At 41.7% G+C, this 23,851-nt stretch carries 18 protein-coding genes and 2 riboswitches; of the genes, 6 read left to right on the forward strand and 12 right to left on the reverse strand.

Translation table 11 applies throughout. The annotated features are described in order from the left end of the window. Nucleotides 1–7 precede the first annotated feature (7 nt). Together ACFOU2_RS12675 and ACFOU2_RS12680 are read right to left on the reverse strand one after the other, a co-directional pair. Nucleotides 8–793: an SDR family oxidoreductase gene (locus ACFOU2_RS12675; protein ID WP_377915654.1), complete on the reverse strand. Its 786-nt coding sequence runs from the start codon at nt 791–793 to the stop codon at nt 8–10. Between the two features lie 449 nt (nt 794–1,242). Further along, entirely contained in the window at nt 1,243–2,016 is a 774-nt protein-coding gene (locus ACFOU2_RS12680; RefSeq protein WP_377915656.1) for a peptide ABC transporter permease, read from the reverse strand. 221 nt (nt 2,017–2,237) lie between these two features. On the opposite strand from ACFOU2_RS12680, the gene ACFOU2_RS12685 reads away from it, so the two are divergent. The 3 genes from ACFOU2_RS12685 to ACFOU2_RS12695 all read left to right on the forward strand — a co-directional run bounded on the left by ACFOU2_RS12685 (nt 2,238) and on the right by ACFOU2_RS12695 (nt 4,598). Further along, nucleotides 2,238–3,128, forward strand: coding sequence for a LysR family transcriptional regulator (locus tag ACFOU2_RS12685; RefSeq protein ID WP_377915658.1), 891 nt, complete (start codon nt 2,238–2,240; stop codon nt 3,126–3,128). Between the two features lie 403 nt (nt 3,129–3,531). Continuing rightward, nucleotides 3,532–3,900, forward strand: coding sequence for a CidA/LrgA family protein (locus tag ACFOU2_RS12690; RefSeq protein ID WP_377915660.1), 369 nt, complete (start codon nt 3,532–3,534; stop codon nt 3,898–3,900). Further along, nucleotides 3,897–4,598: an LrgB family protein gene (locus ACFOU2_RS12695; RefSeq protein WP_377915662.1), complete on the forward strand. Its 702-nt coding sequence runs from the start codon at nt 3,897–3,899 to the stop codon at nt 4,596–4,598. Before ACFOU2_RS12690 ends, ACFOU2_RS12695 begins: the two co-directional genes overlap by 4 nt. Before the next feature lie 214 nt (nt 4,599–4,812). Here the strand turns inward: ACFOU2_RS12695 and ptsP are convergent, their stop codons facing one another. The 10 genes from ptsP to ACFOU2_RS12745 form a co-directional block, all read right to left on the reverse strand. Beyond that, nucleotides 4,813–6,534, reverse strand: coding sequence for a phosphoenolpyruvate--protein phosphotransferase (ptsP, locus tag ACFOU2_RS12700; protein ID WP_377915664.1), 1,722 nt, complete (start codon nt 6,532–6,534; stop codon nt 4,813–4,815). After that, nucleotides 6,534–6,800, reverse strand: coding sequence for a phosphocarrier protein HPr (locus ACFOU2_RS12705; RefSeq protein ID WP_377915666.1), 267 nt, complete (start codon nt 6,798–6,800; stop codon nt 6,534–6,536). Before ACFOU2_RS12705 ends, ptsP begins: the two co-directional genes overlap by 1 nt. Before the next feature lie 19 nt (nt 6,801–6,819). Then, nucleotides 6,820–8,871, reverse strand: a complete 2,052-nt coding sequence (gene ptsG, locus ACFOU2_RS12710; RefSeq protein WP_377915668.1) for a glucose-specific PTS transporter subunit IIBC — start codon at nt 8,869–8,871, stop codon at nt 6,820–6,822. Between the two features lie 213 nt (nt 8,872–9,084). Continuing rightward, a complete protein-coding gene (gene glcT, locus ACFOU2_RS12715; protein ID WP_377915670.1) occupies nt 9,085–9,936 on the reverse strand; it encodes a glucose PTS transporter transcription antiterminator GlcT in 852 nt (283 codons plus the stop codon). A 371-nt stretch (nt 9,937–10,307) separates the two neighbouring features. After that, nucleotides 10,308–10,775, reverse strand: a complete 468-nt coding sequence (ribH, locus tag ACFOU2_RS12720; RefSeq protein WP_377915672.1) for a 6,7-dimethyl-8-ribityllumazine synthase — start codon at nt 10,773–10,775, stop codon at nt 10,308–10,310. 18 nt (nt 10,776–10,793) lie between these two features. Then, nucleotides 10,794–11,987 carry a bifunctional 3,4-dihydroxy-2-butanone-4-phosphate synthase/GTP cyclohydrolase II gene (locus ACFOU2_RS12725; protein ID WP_377915674.1) on the reverse strand — a complete coding sequence of 398 codons (1,194 nt, stop codon included), beginning with the start codon at nt 11,985–11,987 and terminating at the stop codon, nt 10,794–10,796. Nucleotides 11,988–12,002: 15 nt separating this feature from the next. After that, nucleotides 12,003–12,653, reverse strand: coding sequence for a riboflavin synthase (gene ribE, locus ACFOU2_RS12730; RefSeq protein WP_377915676.1), 651 nt, complete (start codon nt 12,651–12,653; stop codon nt 12,003–12,005). Beyond that, a complete protein-coding gene (gene ribD, locus ACFOU2_RS12735; protein WP_377916386.1) occupies nt 12,634–13,746 on the reverse strand; it encodes a bifunctional diaminohydroxyphosphoribosylaminopyrimidine deaminase/5-amino-6-(5-phosphoribosylamino)uracil reductase RibD in 1,113 nt (370 codons plus the stop codon). The genes ribE and ribD overlap by 20 nt, the downstream gene beginning before the upstream one ends. 342 nt (nt 13,747–14,088) lie before the next feature. Then, nucleotides 14,089–14,326, reverse strand: a riboswitch (FMN riboswitch). Nucleotides 14,327–14,558: 232 nt separating this feature from the next. Next, nucleotides 14,559–15,593, reverse strand: coding sequence for a YkvI family membrane protein (locus ACFOU2_RS12740; RefSeq protein ID WP_377915678.1), 1,035 nt, complete (start codon nt 15,591–15,593; stop codon nt 14,559–14,561). 158 nt (nt 15,594–15,751) lie between these two features. After that, nucleotides 15,752–16,204 (reverse strand): SRPBCC family protein, encoded by a 453-nt coding sequence (locus ACFOU2_RS12745; RefSeq protein ID WP_377915680.1) that lies wholly within the window; start codon nt 16,202–16,204, stop codon nt 15,752–15,754. Between the two features lie 286 nt (nt 16,205–16,490). Further along, nucleotides 16,491–16,600: riboswitch (SAM riboswitch) on the forward strand. Nucleotides 16,601–16,699: 99 nt separating this feature from the next. Here ACFOU2_RS12745 and ACFOU2_RS12750 point away from each other — a divergent pair. From ACFOU2_RS12750 to ACFOU2_RS12760, 3 genes are all read left to right on the forward strand, one after another. After that, nucleotides 16,700–18,556: a bifunctional homocysteine S-methyltransferase/methylenetetrahydrofolate reductase gene (locus ACFOU2_RS12750; protein ID WP_377915682.1), complete on the forward strand. Its 1,857-nt coding sequence runs from the start codon at nt 16,700–16,702 to the stop codon at nt 18,554–18,556. Further along, on the forward strand, nt 18,534–21,974 hold the full coding sequence (gene metH, locus ACFOU2_RS12755; RefSeq protein ID WP_377915684.1) for a methionine synthase: 3,441 nt from the start codon (nt 18,534–18,536) through the stop codon (nt 21,972–21,974). The genes ACFOU2_RS12750 and metH overlap by 23 nt, the downstream gene beginning before the upstream one ends. 356 nt (nt 21,975–22,330) lie before the next feature. Continuing rightward, nucleotides 22,331–23,758, forward strand: a complete 1,428-nt coding sequence (locus ACFOU2_RS12760) for a carbon starvation CstA family protein (RefSeq protein ID WP_377915686.1) — start codon at nt 22,331–22,333, stop codon at nt 23,756–23,758. Nucleotides 23,759–23,851: the final 93 nt, after the last annotated feature.

Below are 23,851 nucleotides of genomic sequence, written 5' to 3' on the forward strand. Positions count from 1 at the left end.
CGTGTTTTTATATGGACTTTACCATACCGCCGTCAACTAAGAACGAGTTGCCTGTCATGTATGTATTCGCCCCAGATACTAAAAATGCAACAACTTTAGCGAACTCTTCAGGTTCTCCGTAACGGCCAAGAGAAATCGTGGATTTCACTTTCTCTTTAACTTCTTCTTTGGAGATTCCCTCATTTTTGGCACTGATTTGATCAAGCTGTTCTACACGTTCTGTAGCAATTCGCCCAGGCGCCACAGTGTTAACTAAAATGTTATACTCTCCCAATTCTTGAGACAATGTTTTCGTTAACCCCACAATTCCTGTACGGAACGTGTTGGATAATACCAAACCAGGAATCGGCTCTTTAATGGAGGAAGAAGCAATGTTAATGATATGACCGCCTCGCTTCTTCATATATGGCAGCACTTCTCGAATCGTGCGAATATAACTCAGCAAGTTCAATTCAAATGCGTCCTGCCAGTCGTCGTCCGTTAATGATTCAATGTTCCCCGCTTTCGGCCCGCCGGCATTGTTGACTAAAATATCAACCGTCCCAAAATATTCAATGGTTCGTTTTACGACCATTTGAATAGATTCTTTTTGCGTTACATCCGCAATGGTATAGACTGCTTTTCCGTCTGCTAAAGAAGACAACTCTTCCGCTGTTGCACGCAGCTTTTCTTCAGATCGGCTTGCAAGCATTACGTTTACACCCTCTTTAATAAGCTGTACGGCAATTGCCTTACCAAGCCCCTGGCTTGAAGCTAATACAATAGCCGTTTTTCCTTTTAGCTGTAAGTCCATCGTTTTGTTCCCACCTTTTCTTTGTGATTCTATCATTCAATTTACCATGAAAAAGAAAGCTTGCCTATGAAAGTTTTGTTTATTTCGAATCTTTCTGCTTCTTGGAGACCGATTTTTTACTCCCGGCAAGGGATATCTTCCTAGTAAAATTTGCTCCTCTGTGCTCCCTTTAAATATTTCCTCCACATTTTGACGTTACCCCGTCGGCATTGTCCGCGGCTACCTGAAAGATGAGAAGTCCCGTGATTGTGCAGCCCTGATGGAATGACGCAATCCGTTTAAATCAAAACATTAAAAGAGGGTGCCCCAAGTACAAAGAATATACTTTTGGGACACCCCCTGCGATGGACCGTCATTAAAAATCCAGGTAAATCAAGCGTTGCGGTGATGGCCCGTCACAGAAAAAATGGATGCTTACCGTCATCTGGAGGCTTTTGAGTCAGCCCCTTTTAGCTTTCAATCAAGCTCCACTCCAAATCTTTTTTGTTTAAAATAAGGTTCGCCTTCAGCTTACTTGTTCTTTTATGCTCCTCGAGGTCATTGTACATTTCATCCATATCTAAAAATTCGCCGATCGTATAAACAGGGATTTGTATATCTCTGCGTGTATGACCCATATGCTGGAAATCAAGCAAAAGACCATCATTTGTTAATGTTAACAGCGTATTCACCAACACTAAAGGCAATGCGGGGTACTCCGACTTCTTACGCAGCAAAGAAAAACGTTTATGATTTAATGAAGAGATTTTCAAAGGGACAATCCGGCTCATCAAATGTTTCATATCATATACATCTCTATAATACGTTTTGTTAAACCGCCCGTCATCATGGGCGAGATAGACAAATTGATTATTCAGTTTATTGTTAAACGGGCTGTGTAAAGGCTTCTGATAGTGGCCCAAATACAACAATGCAGCAAGATCATGCGGCTCGAGAAGATCGAGCGATGAAAGTTCTTCCACATCAATCCAGCAAAAGTTTCCGTAACCGTATACATTGTCCTGGGCCAGCTTATCAATTTGCTCTCTTTCCACATAATCCAGCAATGTTCCAAAATGAAAATCGCTTTCGTCGAATTGATGTTTTAATAATAAAATATTTGAAAGCTCCGAAGGGATTGAATAAACAAACTCTTTAAATTCAATACCATACGTTATAAAGAATCTTTCATTAAGATTGCCGTTTATATAAATAAGATCTCGTATGCCATCTGTTTTGCTCAACCGTACTAACCACCTTACATGATGTTCGCTATGTATTTTATTGATTTATTATATCGCTAATTAATTAAAAGTAAAAGTATTTCCTCCTACCTCTGTCCTAGTTGGCGGTATCCGGCTCAATACACAAGAGTCATGACAAAGGTAGTAAAACTCGTTATAATAAGCTTTAAGTTTGTACATATTTTAAGCATCAAGATTGGTTCTTGTGAAAGGGGATCTGCATGGACATACGTCAGCTTCAATATTTTTATGAAGTCGCAAAGCAAAAAAGCTTTACAAAAGCGGCTGCAGTATTACATATCTCACAACCATCTTTAAGTAAGATGGTCAAATCGCTAGAGGATGAAATTGGAATCAAGTTAATTGATCGGTCAGGAAAACGAATTCAGCTCACAGATGCGGGTGAAATTGTATTTCAGCAATCTGAAGCCGTGCTGCGTTCCCTCGGAGACTTATCGAATTCTCTATACGATTTAATGAATTTAAAAAGAGGAACAATTAAATTTGGTATCCCCCCTATCATTGGAACATTATTCTTTCCGCGTATCATTAAGTCGTTTCATGATTCTTACCCTCTTATCCATATTCAAATGATTGAATTTGGCGCAAAGAAGATGGAAAGAATCGTTGAACAAGGTGAAGTCGATGTAGGAGTCGTTCTTCTCCCTGTAGATGAAACCATATTTGAAGCCATTCCTTTTGCAAAAGAACAATTACAAGTAGTTGTACATAAAGAGCACCCGCTTGCTGAAAAAGGCGTGATTCCCTTAACTGATTTAAAGGATGAATCGTTTATTATGTTCCACGAAGATTTTTCGATGCATGACATTATTTATAATGAATGCTTACGCGCTGGTTTTCAGCCAAAAATCGCCTACGAAAGCTCACAATGGGATTTCATCGGTGAAATGGTTGCGGCAAATCTAGGAGTAGCCTTATTTCCTCAATCTATTTGCCTAAAACTTAACCCCGATCAAGTGAGTATTATTGATTTAAAACATACGATTCCATGGGAGCTTGGTTTAATCATAAAAAAAGACCGCTACATCTCAATTGCTACAAAGACATTTTTGGACCACTTGAAATCGTATTTTCCTTCTCCCAACAAATAAGTGAACGATATGGGGGAGCCCCATAAGTCACGGGAAGGGAGATAATCTTGTTTTTTTAACTGAAATGGCCGTCAAGTAATCATTCATTTTGCTGATTTTCTCATGATGGTTCACCCTTTTCATCTATAGCTTCCATGCATAATAACTATAACTATTATGTATTTTACGGAAAGTATACTCTCGTATACACTTAATTGTGTAAGATTCATCACATTACGTTACAACAAAATGATTCAACGTTATACGATGAATTCATGATCTCTAGACCCATTTGCATAATCTCATGTTACTCTTTTCTCCCAAAGATGAGTCGTCTTGTCCCATGCAAGGCGGCTCTCTTATTTGTATACAGAACTTTAAACCGTTTTCATAATAAATTTTTATCCTAGAGGTGGTGATATTTGTGAAAATATTCACAATTCTTCTTCAAATGATACTGCTAACCGTCATCTTCTTACTTGGAGAAGGCATAGTAAGACTTTTTCACCTTCCTGTACCAGGGAGTATTATCGGACTCGCCATTTTGTTTTTACTTCTTCAATTGAAGATCATTAAATTAAGCTGGATCGAAAAGGGCGGGAATTTGTTACTGGCTAACCTGCTGCTGTTTTTTATTCCGGCTGTCGTCGGTTTGATTAACTACACGGACGTTATTAAACAATATGGGATACAAATTATGGCCGTTATTGTTGTCAGTACGGTACTCGTGATGTCAGTGACAGGTCTTGTAGCTGAATTAGTCTCAAAGCGAAAGGAGGAAAAATCGGCATGAATACTTTACTATTGTCCCTTGGAGCCATTGTGGTTACACTGTTAAGTTACCTTATATCCAAAAAGATATATGAATATAAAAGAATAATCATATTTTCACCCATTGTATTCGCACCTGTTATCATCATCATTTTATTGTCTTTTGGGGATATGACGTATGAAACCTATAAGAAAGGCTCTAATCTTTTAAGCTATATGCTTGGGCCTGCTACTGTTGCATTTGCCATTCCTATGTATAAGCATTTTCAGCTTTTAAAGAAACACAGCATTGAAATTTTAGTAAGTGTGTTGAGTGGAACAATGATTGCTACCCTTTCGTCGCTCTTTTTGGCATTATTGTTTCATTTGAATGGTCAAATCGTCAACAGTATCATCCCTCGTTCTATCACGATTCCCATTGCTGTCGATGTGTCAGAATCTATTGGAGGGGACCCGAGCGTAACCATTTTGTTTGTTATTATGACAGGTATTTGGGGTACAATGATTGGGCCGAAGCTCATCCGGCTGCTTACATTGCGCTCATCTGTTGCTAAGGGGCTTTTGATGGGTGTGGCCGCCCACGGTACGGGGACAGCCCGCGCTTTTGAATTAGGCAAGCTGGAGGGAACATTTTCAAGTTTGGCGATGATCATTACTGCCATTTTAACTCTTGTGTTTGCCCATACAATCATACCGGCTCTATTCAATATGCTATCGTAAAAACCAATCGGCAATAACTTTCCGATTGGTTTTTTTATGGTTGATAAAAATTTATAAAATATTCAAAAAAATGTTAAGATGAAATGGAATATGAATAGAGAGGTGGTGAAATTACCGTAGAGTATAGCTTGCGGAACAAGACAATTTCAATGTGCAATCTATGCTTTCTTATATAGTAAAAAAAGCGTTTGGCTTTTTGCCAAACGCTTTTTCATTATCCAATATGGAAAGTTTGTTTTACAAATGCCACTACCTCTTCAGTCGTTGGCATGGAAAGGACTTGATCTACATATTTCTCAATTTCCACTTTTGATAAATGACGGATTTGAGAACGTGCTTTTAGGATGGATGTTGCACTCATGGAGAACTCATCTAATCCTAATCCAAGGAGAATCGGGATGGCAATTTCATCTCCCGCCATTTCTCCGCACATACCTGCCCATTTTCCTTCTTTATGAGCAGCATCAATGACATTTTTGATCAAGCGAAGAATCGCCGGATTGTATGGCTGATAAAGGTAAGAAACGCGCTCGTTCATACGGTCAGCCGCTAATGTATACTGAATTAAATCGTTTGTTCCGATTGAGAAGAAATCGACTTCTTTGGCAAACAGGTCTGCCATGACCGCAGAAGACGGAATCTCTACCATCATCCCAACTTCGATGTTGTCAGAAACAGCAACACCTTCAGCTTGAAGCTTCTCTTTTTCTTCCATTAAAATAGCTTTTGCTTGACGGAATTCATCAAGAGTTGCAATCATTGGGAACATAATTTTTAAATTACCGTGTACACTAGCACGCAACAAAGCACGAAGCTGTGTACGGAACATGTCTTGCATTTCTAAGCATAAACGGATGGCACGGAATCCTAAGAATGGGTTCATTTCCTTTGGAAGATCTAAATATGGAAGCTCTTTGTCCCCTCCGATATCCAATGTACGAACGACAACCGGCTTTCCTTCCATACGCTCTAATACTGTTTTATAGGCAGTAAATTGTTCTTCTTCTGTCGGAAGTGTATCTCTTCCCATGTATAGGAATTCTGTCCGATATAAACCGACGCCTTCCCCGCCGTTTTCGAGTACCCCTTTTACATCCTCAGGTGTACCGATGTTGGCCGCTAATTCTACATGATAATTATCTGCTGATACCGTTTTTTCGTTTACAAGTTTTGCCCACTCCGCTTTTTGCGCTTCATAAGCCGCTTTCTTGTCTTCATATGCTTTCACGATATCTTCTGTCGGATTGACGATTACTTTTCCGTCTAAACCATCTACGATGACTAATGCACCATTTTTGATATCCGCAGTAACCGTTTTTGTCCCGACAACCGCAGGAATTTCCATCGAACGAGCCATAATCGCCGAGTGGGATGTACGGCCGCCGATATCTGTGGTAAAACCTTTTACGTATTTACGATTTAATTGAGCAGTATCTGATGGCGTCAAATCTTCTGCGATGATAACCACTTCTTCAGAAATCATGCTCGGATTGGCGATAGTAACGCCTAACAAATGAGCCAATACACGCTTTGTTACATCACGAATGTCAGCCGCGCGCTCTTTCATATATTCGTTGTCCATGGACTCGAACATATGAACGAACATCGTTGCCACTTCGTTTAAAGCAAATTCAGCATTCACTTGTTCAGATGTAATTTTATCTTTAATAGGATTGATTAGTTCTGGATCACTTAATACAAGGAGATGAGCTGCGAAAATTTCCGCTTTATCTTCTCCCAATTCTTTACGAGCATGCTCTTTGATGACTTCAAGCTCTGATTTTGATTGAGCAAGCGCTTGTTCGAAACGTTCTGCTTCTGCATTTGTATCCGTTACTGCTGTTTTCTCTACTGTTAACTCCGGGTTTTCTAGGCGAAAAGCTTTAGCAATGGCAATGCCGCTTGACGCGGCAATGCCCAAAATTTCGTTTGTCATTATTCTGCTAAACCTTCTTTTTTCATTGTGTCTTCTAAAGCAGCGATTGCATCTGCTGCATCAGAGCCTTCAGCAGTAATTTTGATAACAGCATCTTTCGGAATACCTAAAGACATAACGCCCATGATTGATTTTAAATTAACTGTCTTACCGTTGTACTCTAAGTTAACATCAGCATCGAATTTGCTTGCAGCTTGTACCAATGTTGTTGCTGGACGAGCATGGATTCCTGAATCTGCTACTACTGTAAATTGTTTTTCTGCCATGATGATCAATCTCCTTTTTCTACTTTGAAATGTTTATAATGCTTTCTTCATTAAGGTCAACGTGACCTTGTTTTAAAATGTTGACTTTTTCATCAGCTTGTAAGTTTGTGAAAATGATCGGTGTGATAACAGAAGGTGCGTGATTTTTCACAAAATCCAAATCAACCTTCAATATCGGCTGACCCTTTTTCACTTCGTCTCCTTGAGACACAAGAGCATCAAAGCCTTCACCTTTTAAGTTAACAGTATCGATACCAAAGTGGATCAAAATCTCGCGACCGCTTGTCGTTTCAATTCCAATGGCATGCTTCGTCGGGAATAAGTTTACTACTTTTCCGTCCGCCGGCGCAACTACTGTTCCCTCAGAAGGAACAATTGCAAAGCCGTCACCCATTAACTTTTGTGAAAATACTTGATCTGGCACTTCAGAAAGCGGTACGATTTCCCCTTTAATGGGAGAAACCAAGTCATTTAAGTTACCGCTCATTCCCGCAGGTGTAATGACTTCTTTTTCAACTGCTTTTGGCTCTGTCGCTGCAATCGGTGTACGCCCTTCCATAATATCCTTAATTTGGCCTTTTAATGTATCAGACTTTGGTCCGAAAATCGCTTGAATATTATTACCCACTTCTAGAACACCTGAAGCTCCAAGTTTTTTCAAACGCTCTTTGTCGACGTTTTTCACATCATTGACAGATACGCGTAAACGAGTGATACAAGCATCCAAGTTAGAGATATTTGTTTGACCGCCAAGTGCTTCGAGTACGTTGCGTGGAAGCTCACCCGCTTCAACTGCACCTGCTTCAGCTTCTTCTGTTTTATCCTCGCGGCCAGGTGTTTTCAAGTCAAACTTACGGATGGCAAAACGGAACCCGAAGTAATAAATAACAGCCAGCACTAAACCTACCGGGATGACTAACCACCAGTCTGTACGGTTTTGCAGCACACCGAATAATATATAGTCAATTAGGCCACCAGAGAACGTCATACCAATTTTTACATTCAAGATTTGCATGACCATGAATGATAAGCCTGCAAACACGGCATGGATGGCAAATAAAATTGGTGCAACGAATAAGAACGTAAATTCAAGTGGCTCTGTAATACCCGTTAAGAAAGATGTTAGCGCAGCCGAACCCATGATACCGGCTACATATTTTTTATGTTCAGGACGCGCTTCATGATACATTGCCAACGCTGCTGCCGGTAAACCGAACATCATGAACGGGAATTTACCTGTCATGAATGTACCAGCTGTCAACTCTACTCCGTCCTTAAGCTGTGCGAAAAAGATTTTTTGGTCCCCACGCACCACTTCACCGGCTTTATTCACATACTCACCAAATTCAAACCAGAACGGCGAATAGAAAATGTGATGGAGCCCAAACGGGATTAGAGAACGTTCGATCAACCCGAAGATAAAGGCTGATAGCGTCGGATTTGCTCCAATCATATTTTTTGAAAACGCATTAAGTCCACCTTGAACCGGCGGCCACACAAAAATTAATACAACGCCAAGAATAATAGCTGCTACACCCGTAATAATCGGTACGAAACGTTTACCTGCAAAGAACCCTAAATAAGAAGGCAGTTCAATTTTGAAATAACGGTTATACATCGACGCGGCCAATATACCTACGATAATACCGCCAAACACCCCTGTTTGCAGGGTTGGAATACCTAAGATGCTTGCAAACGCCGGGTCTTTTCCAATCATAGCCGGATCTAATTGCCCTGTACCTATTAAAATCGTACTCATTGTTTTATTCATAATGAGATAGCCTACAATCGCCGCAATACCCGCAACCCCGTCACCACCTGCTAAACCAACGGCAACCCCTACCGCAAATAAGAGGGATAGGTTGGCAAAGATGATATCGCCAGCCTGCGCCAAAACGCTGGCTATCAGCTGGAACCAATCGGCTTCAAGAGCTGGAATACGCTCTAGTAGAGTCGGATTTTGAAGCGCTGTACCAACGCCCAGCAGAATACCGGCTGCCGGTAAAATCGCTACTGGAAGCATCAATGCTTTTCCTACTCTTTGCAATACGCCAAAAAGCTTTTTAAACATAGCGTATACCTCCTTTTCTATTTGTAGTGTGCAACAAGCGAGTGAATTGATACGTTATTCTTTATCAAACGCTTTCTTTTCAAACAACAAAAAAGGCATGAGAAAAAAAAGAAACAGATGGCAGCAAAAAGGCATAAATAAGCCTTTAACCTCACCATTGTTTCATTTCTCAACTCATGCCTGATCGAATCAGTAACACGTATCAAAATGAATTTATGCTAATTCAGTTTTATCCACTAATCGCTGCAGATGCATCGTCAAATACACGGCTTCTGCCTCATAGACAGGTAATTGTAATACTTGCTGCATCACCTTGATGATTTTCCAAGACAAATTGTAGCATAAAGGATATTCCTCTTTCAAGAGTAAAGCTAATTTTTTAGGTTCCTCTACTTTCTCCCCTTCTTTTACGCGCTCAATCGTAAAATGAAGATGACGAATAAGCCGCATATAATGAATGGATTCACGGTCAATCTGGATCTTAAAAGCATGTTCAATCATTTCGATAATCGTGTGAATCAGCTGCGAATGTTTATTCACCTCTGAAATGTGTTTGGCCGTCAATGCACTATGGATATGAAGCGCGATAAAACCTATTTCCCCTTTTGGCAGCTTTAGCCCCATTCTCTTATTTATCATATCAATTACTTCAGAAGCAATTGTGTATTCATCGGGGTATAATGCTTTTGTTTCCAATAAAAAAGGGTTTTTCAGGTCCATTCCTTGTTGTATACGCTTAATCGCAAAATAAACATGATCGGTTAAGGCGACATGGATATGTTCATTCAACGGTGCATTCACCCTCTGCTGAATATGAGAAATCATATCGTTCATGAGCCCAACAAAGCGCTCATCAATATGGTTAAGAAGCTGCTTGTACTGTTCCCTTTCTTGCTCACTCTTTAACAGGAACAATTTCTCGACGGCTTCGGACGCTATTTCATCACCTTTTTTCTTGCCAAATCCAATCCCTTTTCCAATAAGGACTACCTCATCATATTCTGCATGTGACGCAATTAATACATTGTTGTTTAAAGCTTTTTTTACGACAAAGGACCCTTGCACGAATCCTCCACTCCCCTGCTTTCACTTGTCACTACTCGTCCTTACATATTACAAAAGAAATAGTTTTGACGTCAATGAAAATAATCATGTTAGAACTATATATCCAAAAAAAGGCCCATCATTCAAATCCTGGATCTTATCGGATTTCAAATGACAGGCCTTTTTAGTAAGCTGCCCCATAAGTCTCCACAATAAAGGAAACTTCCATCAGTGGGGGTTTACTGCCCGTTAATGCGGGATCAATCACAAAAATTGGTGTTTATTGAAAGAACCCATCACGGAATCCCTTGCTATTGCTGGATTTTCATGACGGGTCCTTTCAGGAGGATGACTCACCAGGGATACTTTTTATCCCTGGTGAGTCATCCTTTTTATTGGAACTCTCTTGTTAGATTCGCCATTTCGATTGCTGCCGCCGCAGCTTCCCATCCTTTGTTTCCAGCCTTTGTACCGGCACGTTCTACTGCTTGCTCAATGTTTTCTGTGGTTAGAACACCAAAAATAATCGGTACTCCTGTTTGCAGGCTTTGGGATGCTACTCCTTTTGCCACTTCATTGCAAACATAATCAAAATGCGGAGTGGCACCGCGAATCACGGTTCCTAACGTAATAACGGCGTCATATTTTTTGGATTCCGCCAATTTCTTCGCGATAAGCGGAATTTCAAATGCTCCCGGAACCCATGCGACATCCACATTCTCTTCTTCTACTCCGTGGCGCTTTAAAGCATCAAGCGCCCCGCCTAACAACTTGCTTGTAATAAACTCATTAAAACGCCCTACAACAATCCCTACACGTAATCCGGTTCCTACTAAATGCCCTTCAAATACTTTTCCCATTTTTATTTCTCCTCCAACTTATAGGTGTAATAAATGTCCAAGTTTTTCTACTTTTGTATGCAAGTAGCGCTCATTGTCTTTCAATACAGGCATCTGAATCGGAACGCGTTCGACGATTTCCAGGTCATAGCCCTCCAGCCCTGCGATTTTACGTGGATTATTCGTTAAGAGCCTCATTTTTTGGACACCGAGATCTTTTAACATTTGCGCACCGATGCCGTAATCACGTAAATCAGCCGCAAAACCAAGCTTTTCATTTGCTTCTACTGTATCGTATCCTTCCTCCTGCAGCTTGTAGGCCCTTAACTTGTTTAACAGACCGATGCCTCTTCCTTCTTGACGCATATAAAGCAAAACGCCTTTGCCTTCTTGCTCAATTTGCGCAAGTGCCGCATGCAGCTGAGGACCGCAATCACAGCGGTGTGACCCAAACACGTCACCTGTTAAACATTCGGAATGAACGCGGACTAAAACAGGCTCATCTGCTGAAATCTCCCCTTTTACAAGCGCCATATGTTCCCGATTGTCCAATACATTTGAAAAACCGACTGCTTGAAAGTGTCCAAATGATGTCGGTAACTGGATTTCCACTTCGCGTTTAACCAGCTTATCATGCTTTCTGCGATAAGCGATCAAATCTTTAATGGTAATCATTTTTAAGTCTAAAGTGCTTGCTATTTCCACCAAGTCGGGAACTCGTGCCATTGTGCCGTCTTCCTTCATGATTTCACAAATGACCCCCGCAGGCTTTGCTCCTGCTAAAGCGGCCAAATCAATCGCTGCTTCCGTATGACCGGCACGTCTTAATACTCCTCCTTTTTTCGCGATAAGCGGAAACACATGTCCCGGACGGCGGAAATCACTCGCTTTTGCCTCTGGATCCAGGAGCGCTTGAATGGTAGCTGCACGCTCAAACGCACTAATACCTGTTGTTGTCGTTTTATGATCGATACTTACTGTAAAGGCCGTCCCGTGTGAGTCAGTGTTATGCTCAACCATTGGCTTTAAATCTAGTGATTGTGCTAATTCTTCAGAAATCGGTGTACAAATCAACCCTTTGCCATGTGTGGCCATAAAATTAATCGTTTCGGGGGTTGTTTTTTCCGCTAAGGCCACAAAATCTCCTTCGTTTTCCCGATCTTCATCATCACAAACAATGATGACCTTGCCTTTTTTCAAGTCGTCAAGAGCTTCTTCAATACGATGAAACATCAAACTTCCCCTCCTTTATTCTGCAAACCCGTATTCCTTCAGCAAACCGTAAGTCATAGAACGTTTTGCTGTCTGCTGCTCTTTCACCATCATTTTTCTCATATATTTAGCCAGCATATCGGTTTCAATATTCACAATATCCCCAGCCGTTTTTCCCCCTAAAATTGTATGGGAGGACGTGTGAGGGATAAGGGAAATCGTAAACGTTTCATTAGTCAAGCCGAAAATCGTTAAGCTCGTCCCATCAACGGTGACTGATCCTTTTAAAACCATAAAATCGAGTAAGCCCGAATCGGCCTCAATCTCGTAGTAAACAGCATTCCCTTTCGGCGATTTCCGTGTAATCTTGCCAATTCCATCAACATGGCCGCTGACAAAATGACCGCCGAAACGTCCGTTAGCCGCCATCGCTCTTTCTAGGTTAACAGCGTCCCCCCGCTTTAGTGTTTTTAATGTAGTGGCAGAGATGGTTTCCGGCATCACATCAACCGTAAATTCACTTTTTGTAAATGAAGTAACGGTTAAACAAACGCCGTTCACCGATATACTGTCTCCGAGTCTTACGTCCTCAAGGATGCTGTGTGCAGTAATCGCAATCTCAATAGCATCCTTTCCTTTTTGAATATGTTGGACTCTGCCGATTTCTTCAATAATTCCCGTAAACATTTCTTTCACCTTCTAACGGTACAGCCGTTAATTTCAAATCATCGCCGACGTATTCGACTGATTGGATTTTCAATTGAACTGCTTCATTGATATTGGGGATTCCTTCTCCCCCGAACAAAGTTGGAGCTTCCTTACCTCCGATGAGCTTCGGGGCCACATAGGAAATCATTTGATTAAATCGCCCTGCCTTCAAGAAACTTCCGTGAACTGTCGATCCTCCTTCTACTAAAAGGGAGGTGACACCCTTTTCTCCAAGGAACGTTAACGCTTCTTTGATATCAATCTTTTCAGTAGGAAGCGGAAAAATCTCTACAAACGAGTTGCGAAGACGGCCTGCTTTTTCAGGATCTATATTGTTTCCTGTTATAATCCAGGTAGGGGCTTCTCCGTCATTTAGCAATGTACACTCCTCTGGTATTCTTAATGAAGCATCAAGAACGATTCGAATCGGATGCTTTCCTCCACCTGGAAGACGTGTCGTTAAACTTGGATTGTCGGCAATCACGGTTTGGACGCCTACTAAAATGGCATCATGCTGATGACGCAATTGATGTACGTCCAATCTGGCCTGCTCACCTGTAATCCATTTGCTGTCTCCCGTAACCGTTGCTGTCTTGCCATCAAGACTGCTCGCTGTTTTTAACGTCACATACGGGATTTTCGTTTTTATATAATGAAAAAAGATTTTATTCAAAGCATCTGCTTCTTCTTTCAATATCCCTGTTTCTACGGAGATTCCCGCCGCTTTCATACGCTCGATTCCCTTTCCTGATACAAGGGGATTCGGATCAAGCGAAGCAATTACGGCTCTTTTTATTCCTTTTTTAACAACAAGGTCAGCACATGGCGGCGTTTTGCCATAGTGTGAGCATGGTTCAAGGGTTACATAAATGGTTGCCCCTTTTGCCCGTTCGCCGGCCATCTGTAATGCATGTACTTCCGCATGCGCTTCGCCTGCTCTTAGGTGCGCCCCCATGCCGACTACTTCGCCATTGTTTACAACAACAGCCCCAACAACAGGATTCGGGTTCGTCTGCCCCATTGTTGCTTTTGCCAGCTCAATTGCCAGCTTCATATAATCGTCGTCTTTCAGCATCATCGCCTCCCAATCTTTTTCTCCTTTACATATTTTGTTTGTCCAGTAATAATATGTCCAAACACAAAAAACCCAGTCCATATGTCCTGGGGTTTGTTGAGACGAATCAGTCTTTCCACATGCCAAATAAGCCCGATAACGACCGCTTTTTAAGATCATTGCCTCAAGGAAATAAAGGATCTTCCTGAAGAGACCTCCCTAGTTGACTATAAGCAAGCCCGAAGATTAAGCTACTTGATCATTCAACAATCATGCTTTCTTTATTCCTTGATAAGCAAGCGAAATAAACCTCTATTTACTCATGAAACAAGCAAATAAAAGTGCCGAAATCTGCACGTTCTGATCCTTCTCCCATCCAGACTATACTGTCGGCTCCAGATTTTCACTGAATCCACCGTTTATCCCGCTCTAACGGACAGAATCCTTCCCCCTTCTTCAAAGGGAAACAACTGTCCATAAGGGCTCGATTGGTTCAACTAACCATCAATCATCATAAAAAATAAACGGGTCACGGGCTTAGAAACGATTCTGTTTCATCACCGCCGGTTGGGAATTTCACCCGACCCCGAAGGATATGGTTTTATTAAGTTTTGCTAATAGTTTAACAGATAAGCCAAAAAAAATCACGGAATTTGTTTTCTATATAAATCCACATAAAGAATTTGACATGAGCAAAAACCGCCCATATCAAATTCTTTACGCATAAGCCTTCGTCCATTCAGGATGCAAGAACAGACGAACATAAATAGGATAAAGATTGAAAAGATCCGCCGGCACCCTCTTGATTTCAATAAGTTTCCCATGGCCATTCATTGTTTTACTTTTTTTATCCATAACATAAAAATAAAAGCCAATCCCATATAACCAAATAGAGGATATAAGGCCGTTAATAAAGACCCGTATCCAACTTGGCCAATGGTAAAGCAAAGAAGCAGAATCACGATAATCCATGTACTTTCACGTATAGGAATAACGGTTTGCAGCTGGCGTGCCATTCCAAATACATTACCGATCAGTGTTGTAAAAATCTCACCATATATCACGATTAAAAACAGCCAATTTACCCATACCCCTACATTTTTAATGACTTCGCTCATAGGAATGTCCAATTTGAACGTATACGGCAAATTAGAAAGAGCCAAATGAGCGACAATCATCATAAAGGTTAGTCCAACTCCTCCGAGGATTGCGCCCCACCGAAGAATCTTACGTTCTTTAATTTCATAGCCGAGCGGTACTAATACAGCTTGAGCCATCGCTAAATTAAAAGCTGCGTATAAGAACGGGCTTTTTAACCAACTCATGTCACCTGTCAATAATTGGGCGGACGAACCTTGCAAAAAGGAAAAATTGCCGATGTAAGGCGCGATGATGATCACCGAAAAAGTGAGCATCATCGGTACAACAAGTGAGTTTACAATCATGATGCCTTCAATTCCTTTAACGATGGAAATATAAGCAATAATGGCCGTTAAGAACATACCGATTTGCGGCCACCAACCGAGCTGTTCTTTTACAATCGATCCTGTGCTTGCCAGCATGACAGAGGTGATTCCAAACAAAATGATGATGGTAAACACATTTACGATTTTACCGATTGTTTTTCCAAATAAATAGTCGTTTAGTTGCTGATAGGATTGGGCTCCAATTTCCTGCGCCATTATCATCATTTTCGATCCGAGCCAAACGAAAAATAAGCCGCTTACTACAATGCCGATTAACCCGGGCGTGCCATATCGGGTAAAGAACTGCACAATTTCTTTCCCCGTTGCAAACCCGGCACCTACAACTGTTCCTATGTAGGTAGCAGCCACTTGCAAGATCAGTTTCCATTCTTTTTTCATCATCTCACCCTTTTTTCAAAAGCTACTAATAGTACACTATATGAAGCTATTTTTAAAAAAAGACGAGCCTGCACCACTGTTTCTTTTTCAGAATGGAAACATTTCATAGAAAAATTGATGATTGTCATCGTTTGGAGGCTTTCGAGTCGGCTCCCCGTTTATTTGTTTATTTTTTCACGCTGTTCTATCGCTTTTTTCAGAAGAGAGAGACAATCTTTATCTTCTTTTTTCAGCATGTTGATCACCATCGGGCGGATGAACCTCATCATCATATTTTTGGCTACCACTTCCCCCGTAAAATCAACGAGTGTTCCGTTATCGTATGTTTTAAATTGATATCTATAAATGACTTCAATGCCGTTTGTTTCACTCTGTATAGTATATGAACGATTCGGAATGTACTCGATAAACTCTAAAATGGACGTTGTGTCTTGTGCACCCATTTTTCTTCTTTCTCTAAATTGAGTGCCTACACCAATAGGCCCTTCCGTTATTTTTTCACTGGATAATACATAAACCATCACTTTCGGTGTGTTATGCAAATCGACCGCAAACGCAAATACTTCCTCAAGCGGTTTTTCAATAAAGATTTGATCACGAAGATCGGCCATCATCTCATCCCCTTTGCTTTCTTCCTTTGTTAACATTTATACATGCTTGCTTAATCTCCTTTATGCAATCATAAACTTTATGGGATTTTATTCTTTTTTCTTTCTATCTATTTTTTTAAGAGACATATTTTTTGTTTTATATACTGCCCATCCCCAGTTTTTTCAACGTTTCGTTCACAACGCTCACCTTGATAGTCTCCATTGAGGGGCTGTCCAGACAAAAAAATATGTTGTATAATTATCAAAAATCAGATAAGTTAGTTATTATAAAAAATTACATACATCATTCTTATCAAGAGAGGTGGAGGGACTGGCCCTTTGAAACCTCAGCAACCAGTCGCAGGTGACAAGGTGCTAAATCCAGCGAAGCAGTTAGTAATGCTTGATAGATAAGAAGAGGGTTTTTGATTAAAAAGGTCTTCTTCTTAGCAGGAAGGCCTTTTATGATGGTCATCATTCCTCTTCAAAAAAGAATGATTATAAGGGGGAATAAGAATGGGATTATTAAAAGATTTGCAGTCGCGCATTTTAATCGGGGACGGAGCCATGGGTACGCTGTTGTATGCTCACGGTGTTGACAGCTGTTTTGAGCAGTTGAATGTGACAAATCGTGATGAAATCTTTCGTGTTCACGAAGCTTATCTAAAAGCAGGATCGAATGTTATTCAAACAAACACCTATGGAGCCAACTATCATAAGCTGGCACGCCATGGTCTGGAGGATGAAGTAAAGACCTTTAATATTGCAGCGGCGCAAATTGCGAAGGAAGCAGCAAAAGGCAACGCATATGTAGTTGGAACAGTCGGTGGAGTTCGAGCTTTAACGAAATCGACGATTACAATAGAAGAAATTAGGCGAAACTTTCGTGAGCAGCTATTTTGGCTTCTCCATGAAGAGGTTGATGGTATTTTATTAGAAACATACTATGACTTGGAAGAACTGAAAACGGTTTTGTCCATTGCCCGTAAGGAAACAAACAAACCAATTATCGCTCATGTCTCCCTTCATGAAAAAGGAGTTCTTCAAGACGGTACACATTTGGGCGATGCATTGTCACAGCTTGAAGAGCTCGGTGCGGATGTGGTCGGCATTAACTGCCGCCTTGGCCCTTATCATATGATTGAGTCATTGGAAGAAGTGCCGCTTCCGAAACGTGCCTTTTTATCTGCCTATCCAAACGCAAGTTTACCAGATTACGTAGACGGCCGGCTTGTATATGAAACAGATAGTCAATATTTCTATGAAACAGCGCTTGCATTTCGCAATCAAGGAGTTCGGTTAATCGGTGGATGCTGCGGTACAACCCCAGCCCATATCGAAGCGATCTCTTCTGCGCTAAAGGATAAAGAACCGATTACATTCAAGCGGACAAAAGAACGCCAAGTTGTCGAGATTCAAGAAACAGCCGATGACCAGCACTCGCATATTCATAATATCGTCAAAGAGCGCCGCTCCGTCATTGTAGAACTTGATCCCCCTAAACAATTCGGGATTGAAAAATTCATGACAGGAGCAAAAGCGTTGCATGATATTGGTGTCGATGCTGTTACCCTTGCCGATAATTCACTCGCTTCACCGAGAATCAGCAACTTGGCGATGGCATCTCTTTTGCGGCATAAAACAGATGTGCGTCCGCTTGTCCATATTACATGCCGTGATCGTAACTTAATTGGTTTACAGTCGCATTTAATGGGACTTCATACATTGGGAATTAACCAAATACTGGCGGTTACAGGCGACCCTTCCAAGATTGGAGATTTCCCGGGAGCTACTTCTGTATACGATTTGTCTTCGTTCGATCTCATTAGCCTTATTGCACAATTTAATGAAGGACTTTCTTATTCAGGCAAACCGCTCGGACAAAAAACAAACTTTTCGATTGCCGGAGCATTCAATCCAAATGTAAGACATCTCGATAAAGCAGTTCTTCGGTTAGAGAAAAAAATCGCCTGCGGAGCCCATTACTTTATTTCTCAACCGGTTTATTCGATATCGCAAATCGAAGCGATTTATGAAGCGACGAAACACTTATCGGCCCCGATTTATATTGGGATTATGCCGTTGACTAGTGCACGAAACGCACGTTTTCTTCATCATGAAGTGCCTGGAATTAAATTGTCCGAAGACATTCTGGCACGTATGGATGCAACAGAAAATGATGCCCAAAAAGGCCAGCAGGAAGGCATTGCGATTGCCAAACACCTCATTGATGCTGCCTATGATTTGTTTAACGGCATTTATTTAATTACACCGTTTATGCGCTATGAAATGACTGTAGAGCTGACGAAATACATTCACGATAAAGAACGTATCAGAAAGGAAGATCATCATGTCTCAACCCTCCATTCATAATCAATTAAAAGAAAGAATTCTCGTCCTTGATGGTGCAATGGGAACGATGATTCAAGCGGCTAACTTAACGGCTGCCGACTTTGGCGGTGAACTTTATGAAGGCTGTAACGAATACTTATCCCTCACAACTCCTAATGTCATACGCTCCATTCATGAAGAATATTTAAAAGCAGGAGCAGACATTATCGAAACAAATACATTCGGGGCAACATCCGTTGTATTGGATGAATATGATTTAAGCCACCTTGCCTATGAATTGAACGTGGCATCGGCTAAGCTTGCCAAAGAAGCATGCGAGAAATATTCTACTCCCGAAAGACCTCGTTATGTTGCCGGCTCAATGGGACCAACCACGAAAACATTATCCGTCACTGGAGGGATCAGCTTCAGAGAACTTGTGGAGTCTTACGAAGAGCAAACAAGAGGTTTGATTGATGGCGGCGCCGATCTCTTATTAGTGGAAACATGCCAAGATATGCTGAATGTAAAAGCAGCGTTTTTAGGCATTTCGCAAGCGTTTGAAAAAACGAACAAAAAGCTTCCGATTATGATTTCCGGAACGATTGAACCGATGGGAACGACTCTTGCCGGTCAAGATATTGAAGCATTTTACCTTTCGCTTGAGCACATGGAGCCTCTTTCAGTCGGGCTAAACTGTGCAACAGGTCCTGAATTCATGACCGACCATATCCGTTCACTTTCTGCCTTATCAACAACAGCCGTGAGCTGTTATCCGAACGCCGGGTTACCCGATGAAGAAGGACATTACCATGAATCCCCAGAGCTTTTAGCCAAGAAAATCCGCGGCTTTGCCGAAAAAGGATGGCTGAACATTGTCGGGGGATGCTGCGGCACAACACCTGACCATATTGCCGCATTAGCGGAAGCAGTAAAAGACGTGAAGCCGAGAGACATTCCTACATCATCTCATCCTCACGCCGTTTCAGGCATCGAGCCGCTCATTTATGACGATTCCATGCGCCCTCTGTTTGTCGGTGAGCGTACGAACGTAATCGGGTCACGTAAATTTAAGCGTCTCATTGCGGAAGGAAAGATTGAAGAGGCAGCAGAAATCGCTCGTGCCCAAGTGAAAAACGGCGCGCACGTCATCGATATTTGTTTGGCTGATCCGGACCGCGAAGAAATCGAAGATATGGAAAACTTCATTAAAGAAGTTGTAAAGAAAATTAAAGTTCCGTTAGTAATCGACTCAACGGATGAAGCGGTCATCGAACGCGCTCTTACCTATTCGCAGGGAAAAGCCATCATCAACTCCATTAACCTTGAAGACGGCGAAGAAAGATTTGAGGCCGTTCTGCCGCTTGTGAAAAAGTTTGGTGCGGCTGTGGTTGTCGGTACAATCGACGAAACAGGAATGGCGGTAACGGCAGAACGCAAGCTTGAAATCGCGAAACGTTCGCATGACCTTCTTGTGCATAAATACGGAATCAATCCGAAAGATATCATTTTTGATCCGCTTGTCTTTCCTGTCGGCACAGGTGATGAACAATATATCGGATCGGCTGAAGAAACGATAAAAGGAATTGCTCTCATTAAAGAAGCGCTGCCTGACTGTTTAACGATTCTTGGAGTGAGTAACGTCTCGTTCGGTCTCCCTCCTGTCGGGCGTGAAGTATTAAATGCTGTCTATTTATACCACTGTACGCAAGCAGGATTGGATTATGCGATTGTCAATACGGAAAAACTGGAGCGCTATGCTTCGATTCCGGAAGAAGAAATCAAGCTTGCCGATGATCTTCTTTTCCATACAGATGACCAGACATTGGCTAAATTTACAGACTTTTACCGTGACAAAAAGAAAACCGTCAAAGTGCAAGCAAGCAATTTAACATTGGAAGAACGATTGGCAAACTACATCGTTGAAGGAACAAAAGAAGGGCTTCTCCCTGATTTGGAAGAGGCACTTTCGAAATACCCGAACCCGCTCGATATTATTAACGGACCGCTCATGGAGGGAATGGCCGAAGTTGGACGCTTGTTTAACGACAACCAGCTGATCGTTGCCGAAGTATTGCAAAGTGCGGAAGTAATGAAAGCATCTGTTGCCTTTTTAGAACCTCACATGGAAAAGAAAGATGACAGCGGAAAAGGAAAAGTATTACTTGCAACCGTTAAAGGTGATGTACATGATATCGGGAAAAACCTGGTCGATATTATTTTAAGCAATAATGGATTTAAAGTCGTTGACTTGGGAATTAAAGTGACACCGCAAGAACTCATTTCTGCCGTCAAAAAAGAAAAGCCGGATATCGTCGGTTTATCAGGATTGCTCGTCAAATCAGCCCAGCAAATGGTCTTAACGGCACAGGATTTAAAGCAAGCCGAGATTTCCGTTCCGATTTTAGTCGGCGGTGCCGCCTTGTCCCGCAAGTTTGCAGACAATAAAATTGCACCCGAATATCAAGGTCCTGTTCTTTACGCAAAAGATGCCATGGACGGCCTATCACTGGCTAACCAATTGCAAAACAAAGAAGCAAGTGAACAGTTATTAGCTGAGTTGAGAGAAAAACAAGAAGCCGCTGCCAGTCTTACTGAAACGGCAGTGCGGCAAACAGCAGTGGCGACCCTCACCCGCTCGGCAGTCTCTACAACAGCACCTGTTTTCGTACCGGCTGATACAAAACGGCATATTATCCGCCAGTATGATGTTGCCCAAGTTGAGCCGTACATTAACTTACAGATGCTATTAGGCCACCATTTGGGCATAAAAGGCAAAATTTCACGCCTATTGCAGGAAAAAGATGAAAGAACGTTAAAAATTAAAGAAATCGTAGATGAGCTCATCTCGTTTGCAAAGAAAGAAAATCTGATTCAACCTTCTGCCATGTATCAATTTTTCCCTGCTCAATCGGATGGAAATAAAGTGATCGTTTATGATCCCGAACAACCAAACAAAGTTTTGGAAACATTCGATTTCCCTCGTCAAACAAAGGAGCCTTACTTATGTTTGGCCGATTACCTAAAATCTGTTGATTCAGGTGAAATGGATTATGTCTGTTTCATGGCGGTCACAGCCGGAAGAGGGATTCGTGAATTGGCAAAAACGTTTAAAGAACAGGGTGATTTCCTGAAAAGTCATGCTCTCCAGGCACTTGCTCTTGAAACAGCGGAAGGCTTGGCAGAGCGTGTCCATCAACAAATCCGTGACCAATGGGGATTCCCGGATTCTCCTGATTTTACAATGGAACAGCGCCTAACGGCCAAATACCAGGGCCAGCGCTATTCATTTGGCTATCCAGCATGCCCGGACCTTGAAGACCAAGAGAAGCTATTTAAGTTAATCCGACCGGAGGATATCGGAATTGAGTTAACGGACGGCTTTATGATGGAGCCCGAAGCATCTGTCACCGCCCTTGTGTTTGCCCATCCAGAAGCACGCTATTTTAACGCCCTATAAAATTCACATAAATAATGGGATTAAAGAAAACTTTATGAACCCTTAAAGAGACCTTTCGCGTTATTTCTTGATTTTACAAGATTTAACAGAAAGGCTCTTTTTTTGACGCATATTGCTATTGCTTGTGTGAATACCAATATTTCTAAATAACCCCGAAATCTAACAATGGATTTATCTTCTTGATAAAAACTACTGATTTGTCGGGGATTTATCTCTTCGAAAAATGTAAGCGCTTTTAAATTATTAGAAATTTTATTTTTTTCAGAAAACACATTGCAGATTTTGTCGTCATTTGTTAGGATATGGATATGTTTTCAGAAAATTTAAATTAATGGTTACATAAGGAGGTTGCAAACATGCTTACTTTTCTCGCGTCAATCGCACTTTTAATCTTAGGCTATATGTTTTACGGACGGGTGGTTGACCGAATTTTTGGTATAGATTCCAATAACGAAACACCCGCCTATACGAAAGCAGACGGCCTTGATTATATGCCGATGCCATGGTGGAAAGGATGGCTCATTCAGTTATTGAATATTGCCGGATTAGGTCCGATCTACGGTGCCTTGATGGGAGCTTTGTATGGACCGGTCGCTTTCATTTGGATTGTGGTAGGCTGTATCTTCGCCGGAGCCGTTCATGATTATTTTTCAGGTATGATGTCACTTCGTCACGGCGGCGCGCAATATCCCGCTCTTGTAGGGCGTTATTTAGGAAAGAACGTAAAAATTATTACTAACGTTGTATCACTCGTTTTAATGATTCTAGTAGCCGCTGCGTTTACGGCAGGACCGGCACAATTGATTGCGCAATTGACTCCAATATCGTTCAGCGCAGCACTCGTTATCATTTTTGTTTATTTCTTGTTAGCAACTGTTTTACCCGTCAATCAAGTAATCGGTAGAATTTATCCGCTGTTCGGTGCCATTTTAATTTTCATGGCGGTAGCTATCGCGGGAGCTCTTTTATTCTCAGGCAAGCCAATTCCAAACGTCACTTTGGAAAATCTTCATCCAGGCGAACTGCCAATTTGGCCGTTGTTAATGGTTACCGTCTCGTGTGGAGCGATTTCGGGTTTCCATTGTACACAAAGCCCGATCATTGCCAGAACGCTTAAAAATGAACGTGACGGCCGCAAGGTGTTTTACGGCGCTATGATTGGTGAAGGGGTTATCGCATTGATCTGGGCAGCTGCCGGTATGACATTTTTCGGTGGTACAGCAGGATTGCAAGAAGCCATCGCAGCTGGCGGTCCGGGAGGAGTGGTAAATGAGATTTCAACTTCTCTTCTTGGTCAATTAGGCGGTATATTAGCCATCTTAGGGGTTATCATCTTACCTATTACAACAGGTGATACAGCACTTCGTTCATCACGCATGATTTTGGAAGAATTAGTCGGGGCAAAAAACGAGAACGCAAACTTGAAGCAGGCATTGCTCTATTCAATTCCGGTCACCATTCCAGCTTTTTATTTATCAACGATTGATTATTCATTCTTATGGCGTTATGTAGGCTGGTCAAACCAGCTTGTTGCAGCTGTTACACTTTGGGCAGCGACTGTCTATTGTTTACGCCACGGTAAATTCCATTGGGTTTGCGGAATCCCAGCTCTATTTATGACAGGTGTTGTAAGTACTTACATTTTCTACGCACCTGAAGGCTTTAAACTAAGCTACCAAACTTCCATGATGATTGGAACAGTCATCACATTAATCGTAACCGCTTGGTACATCCAGCAAATTCGCCGCCACCAACAAAAACTAGAGACAAAAGTGGCTGCTTAAATAATGTGATTCGCAAAAAGAGGAGAGCCCCCGCTCTCCTCTTTTTGCGTTGATCTCATTCTAATGGATGTAAGCCCTCCACTAATGGAAAGA

It is taken from the genome of Bacillus songklensis, from assembly GCF_042649685.1.
In the GTDB taxonomy this organism is placed as follows: domain Bacteria; phylum Bacillota; class Bacilli; order Bacillales; family Bacillaceae_H; genus Bacillus_BA; species Bacillus_BA songklensis.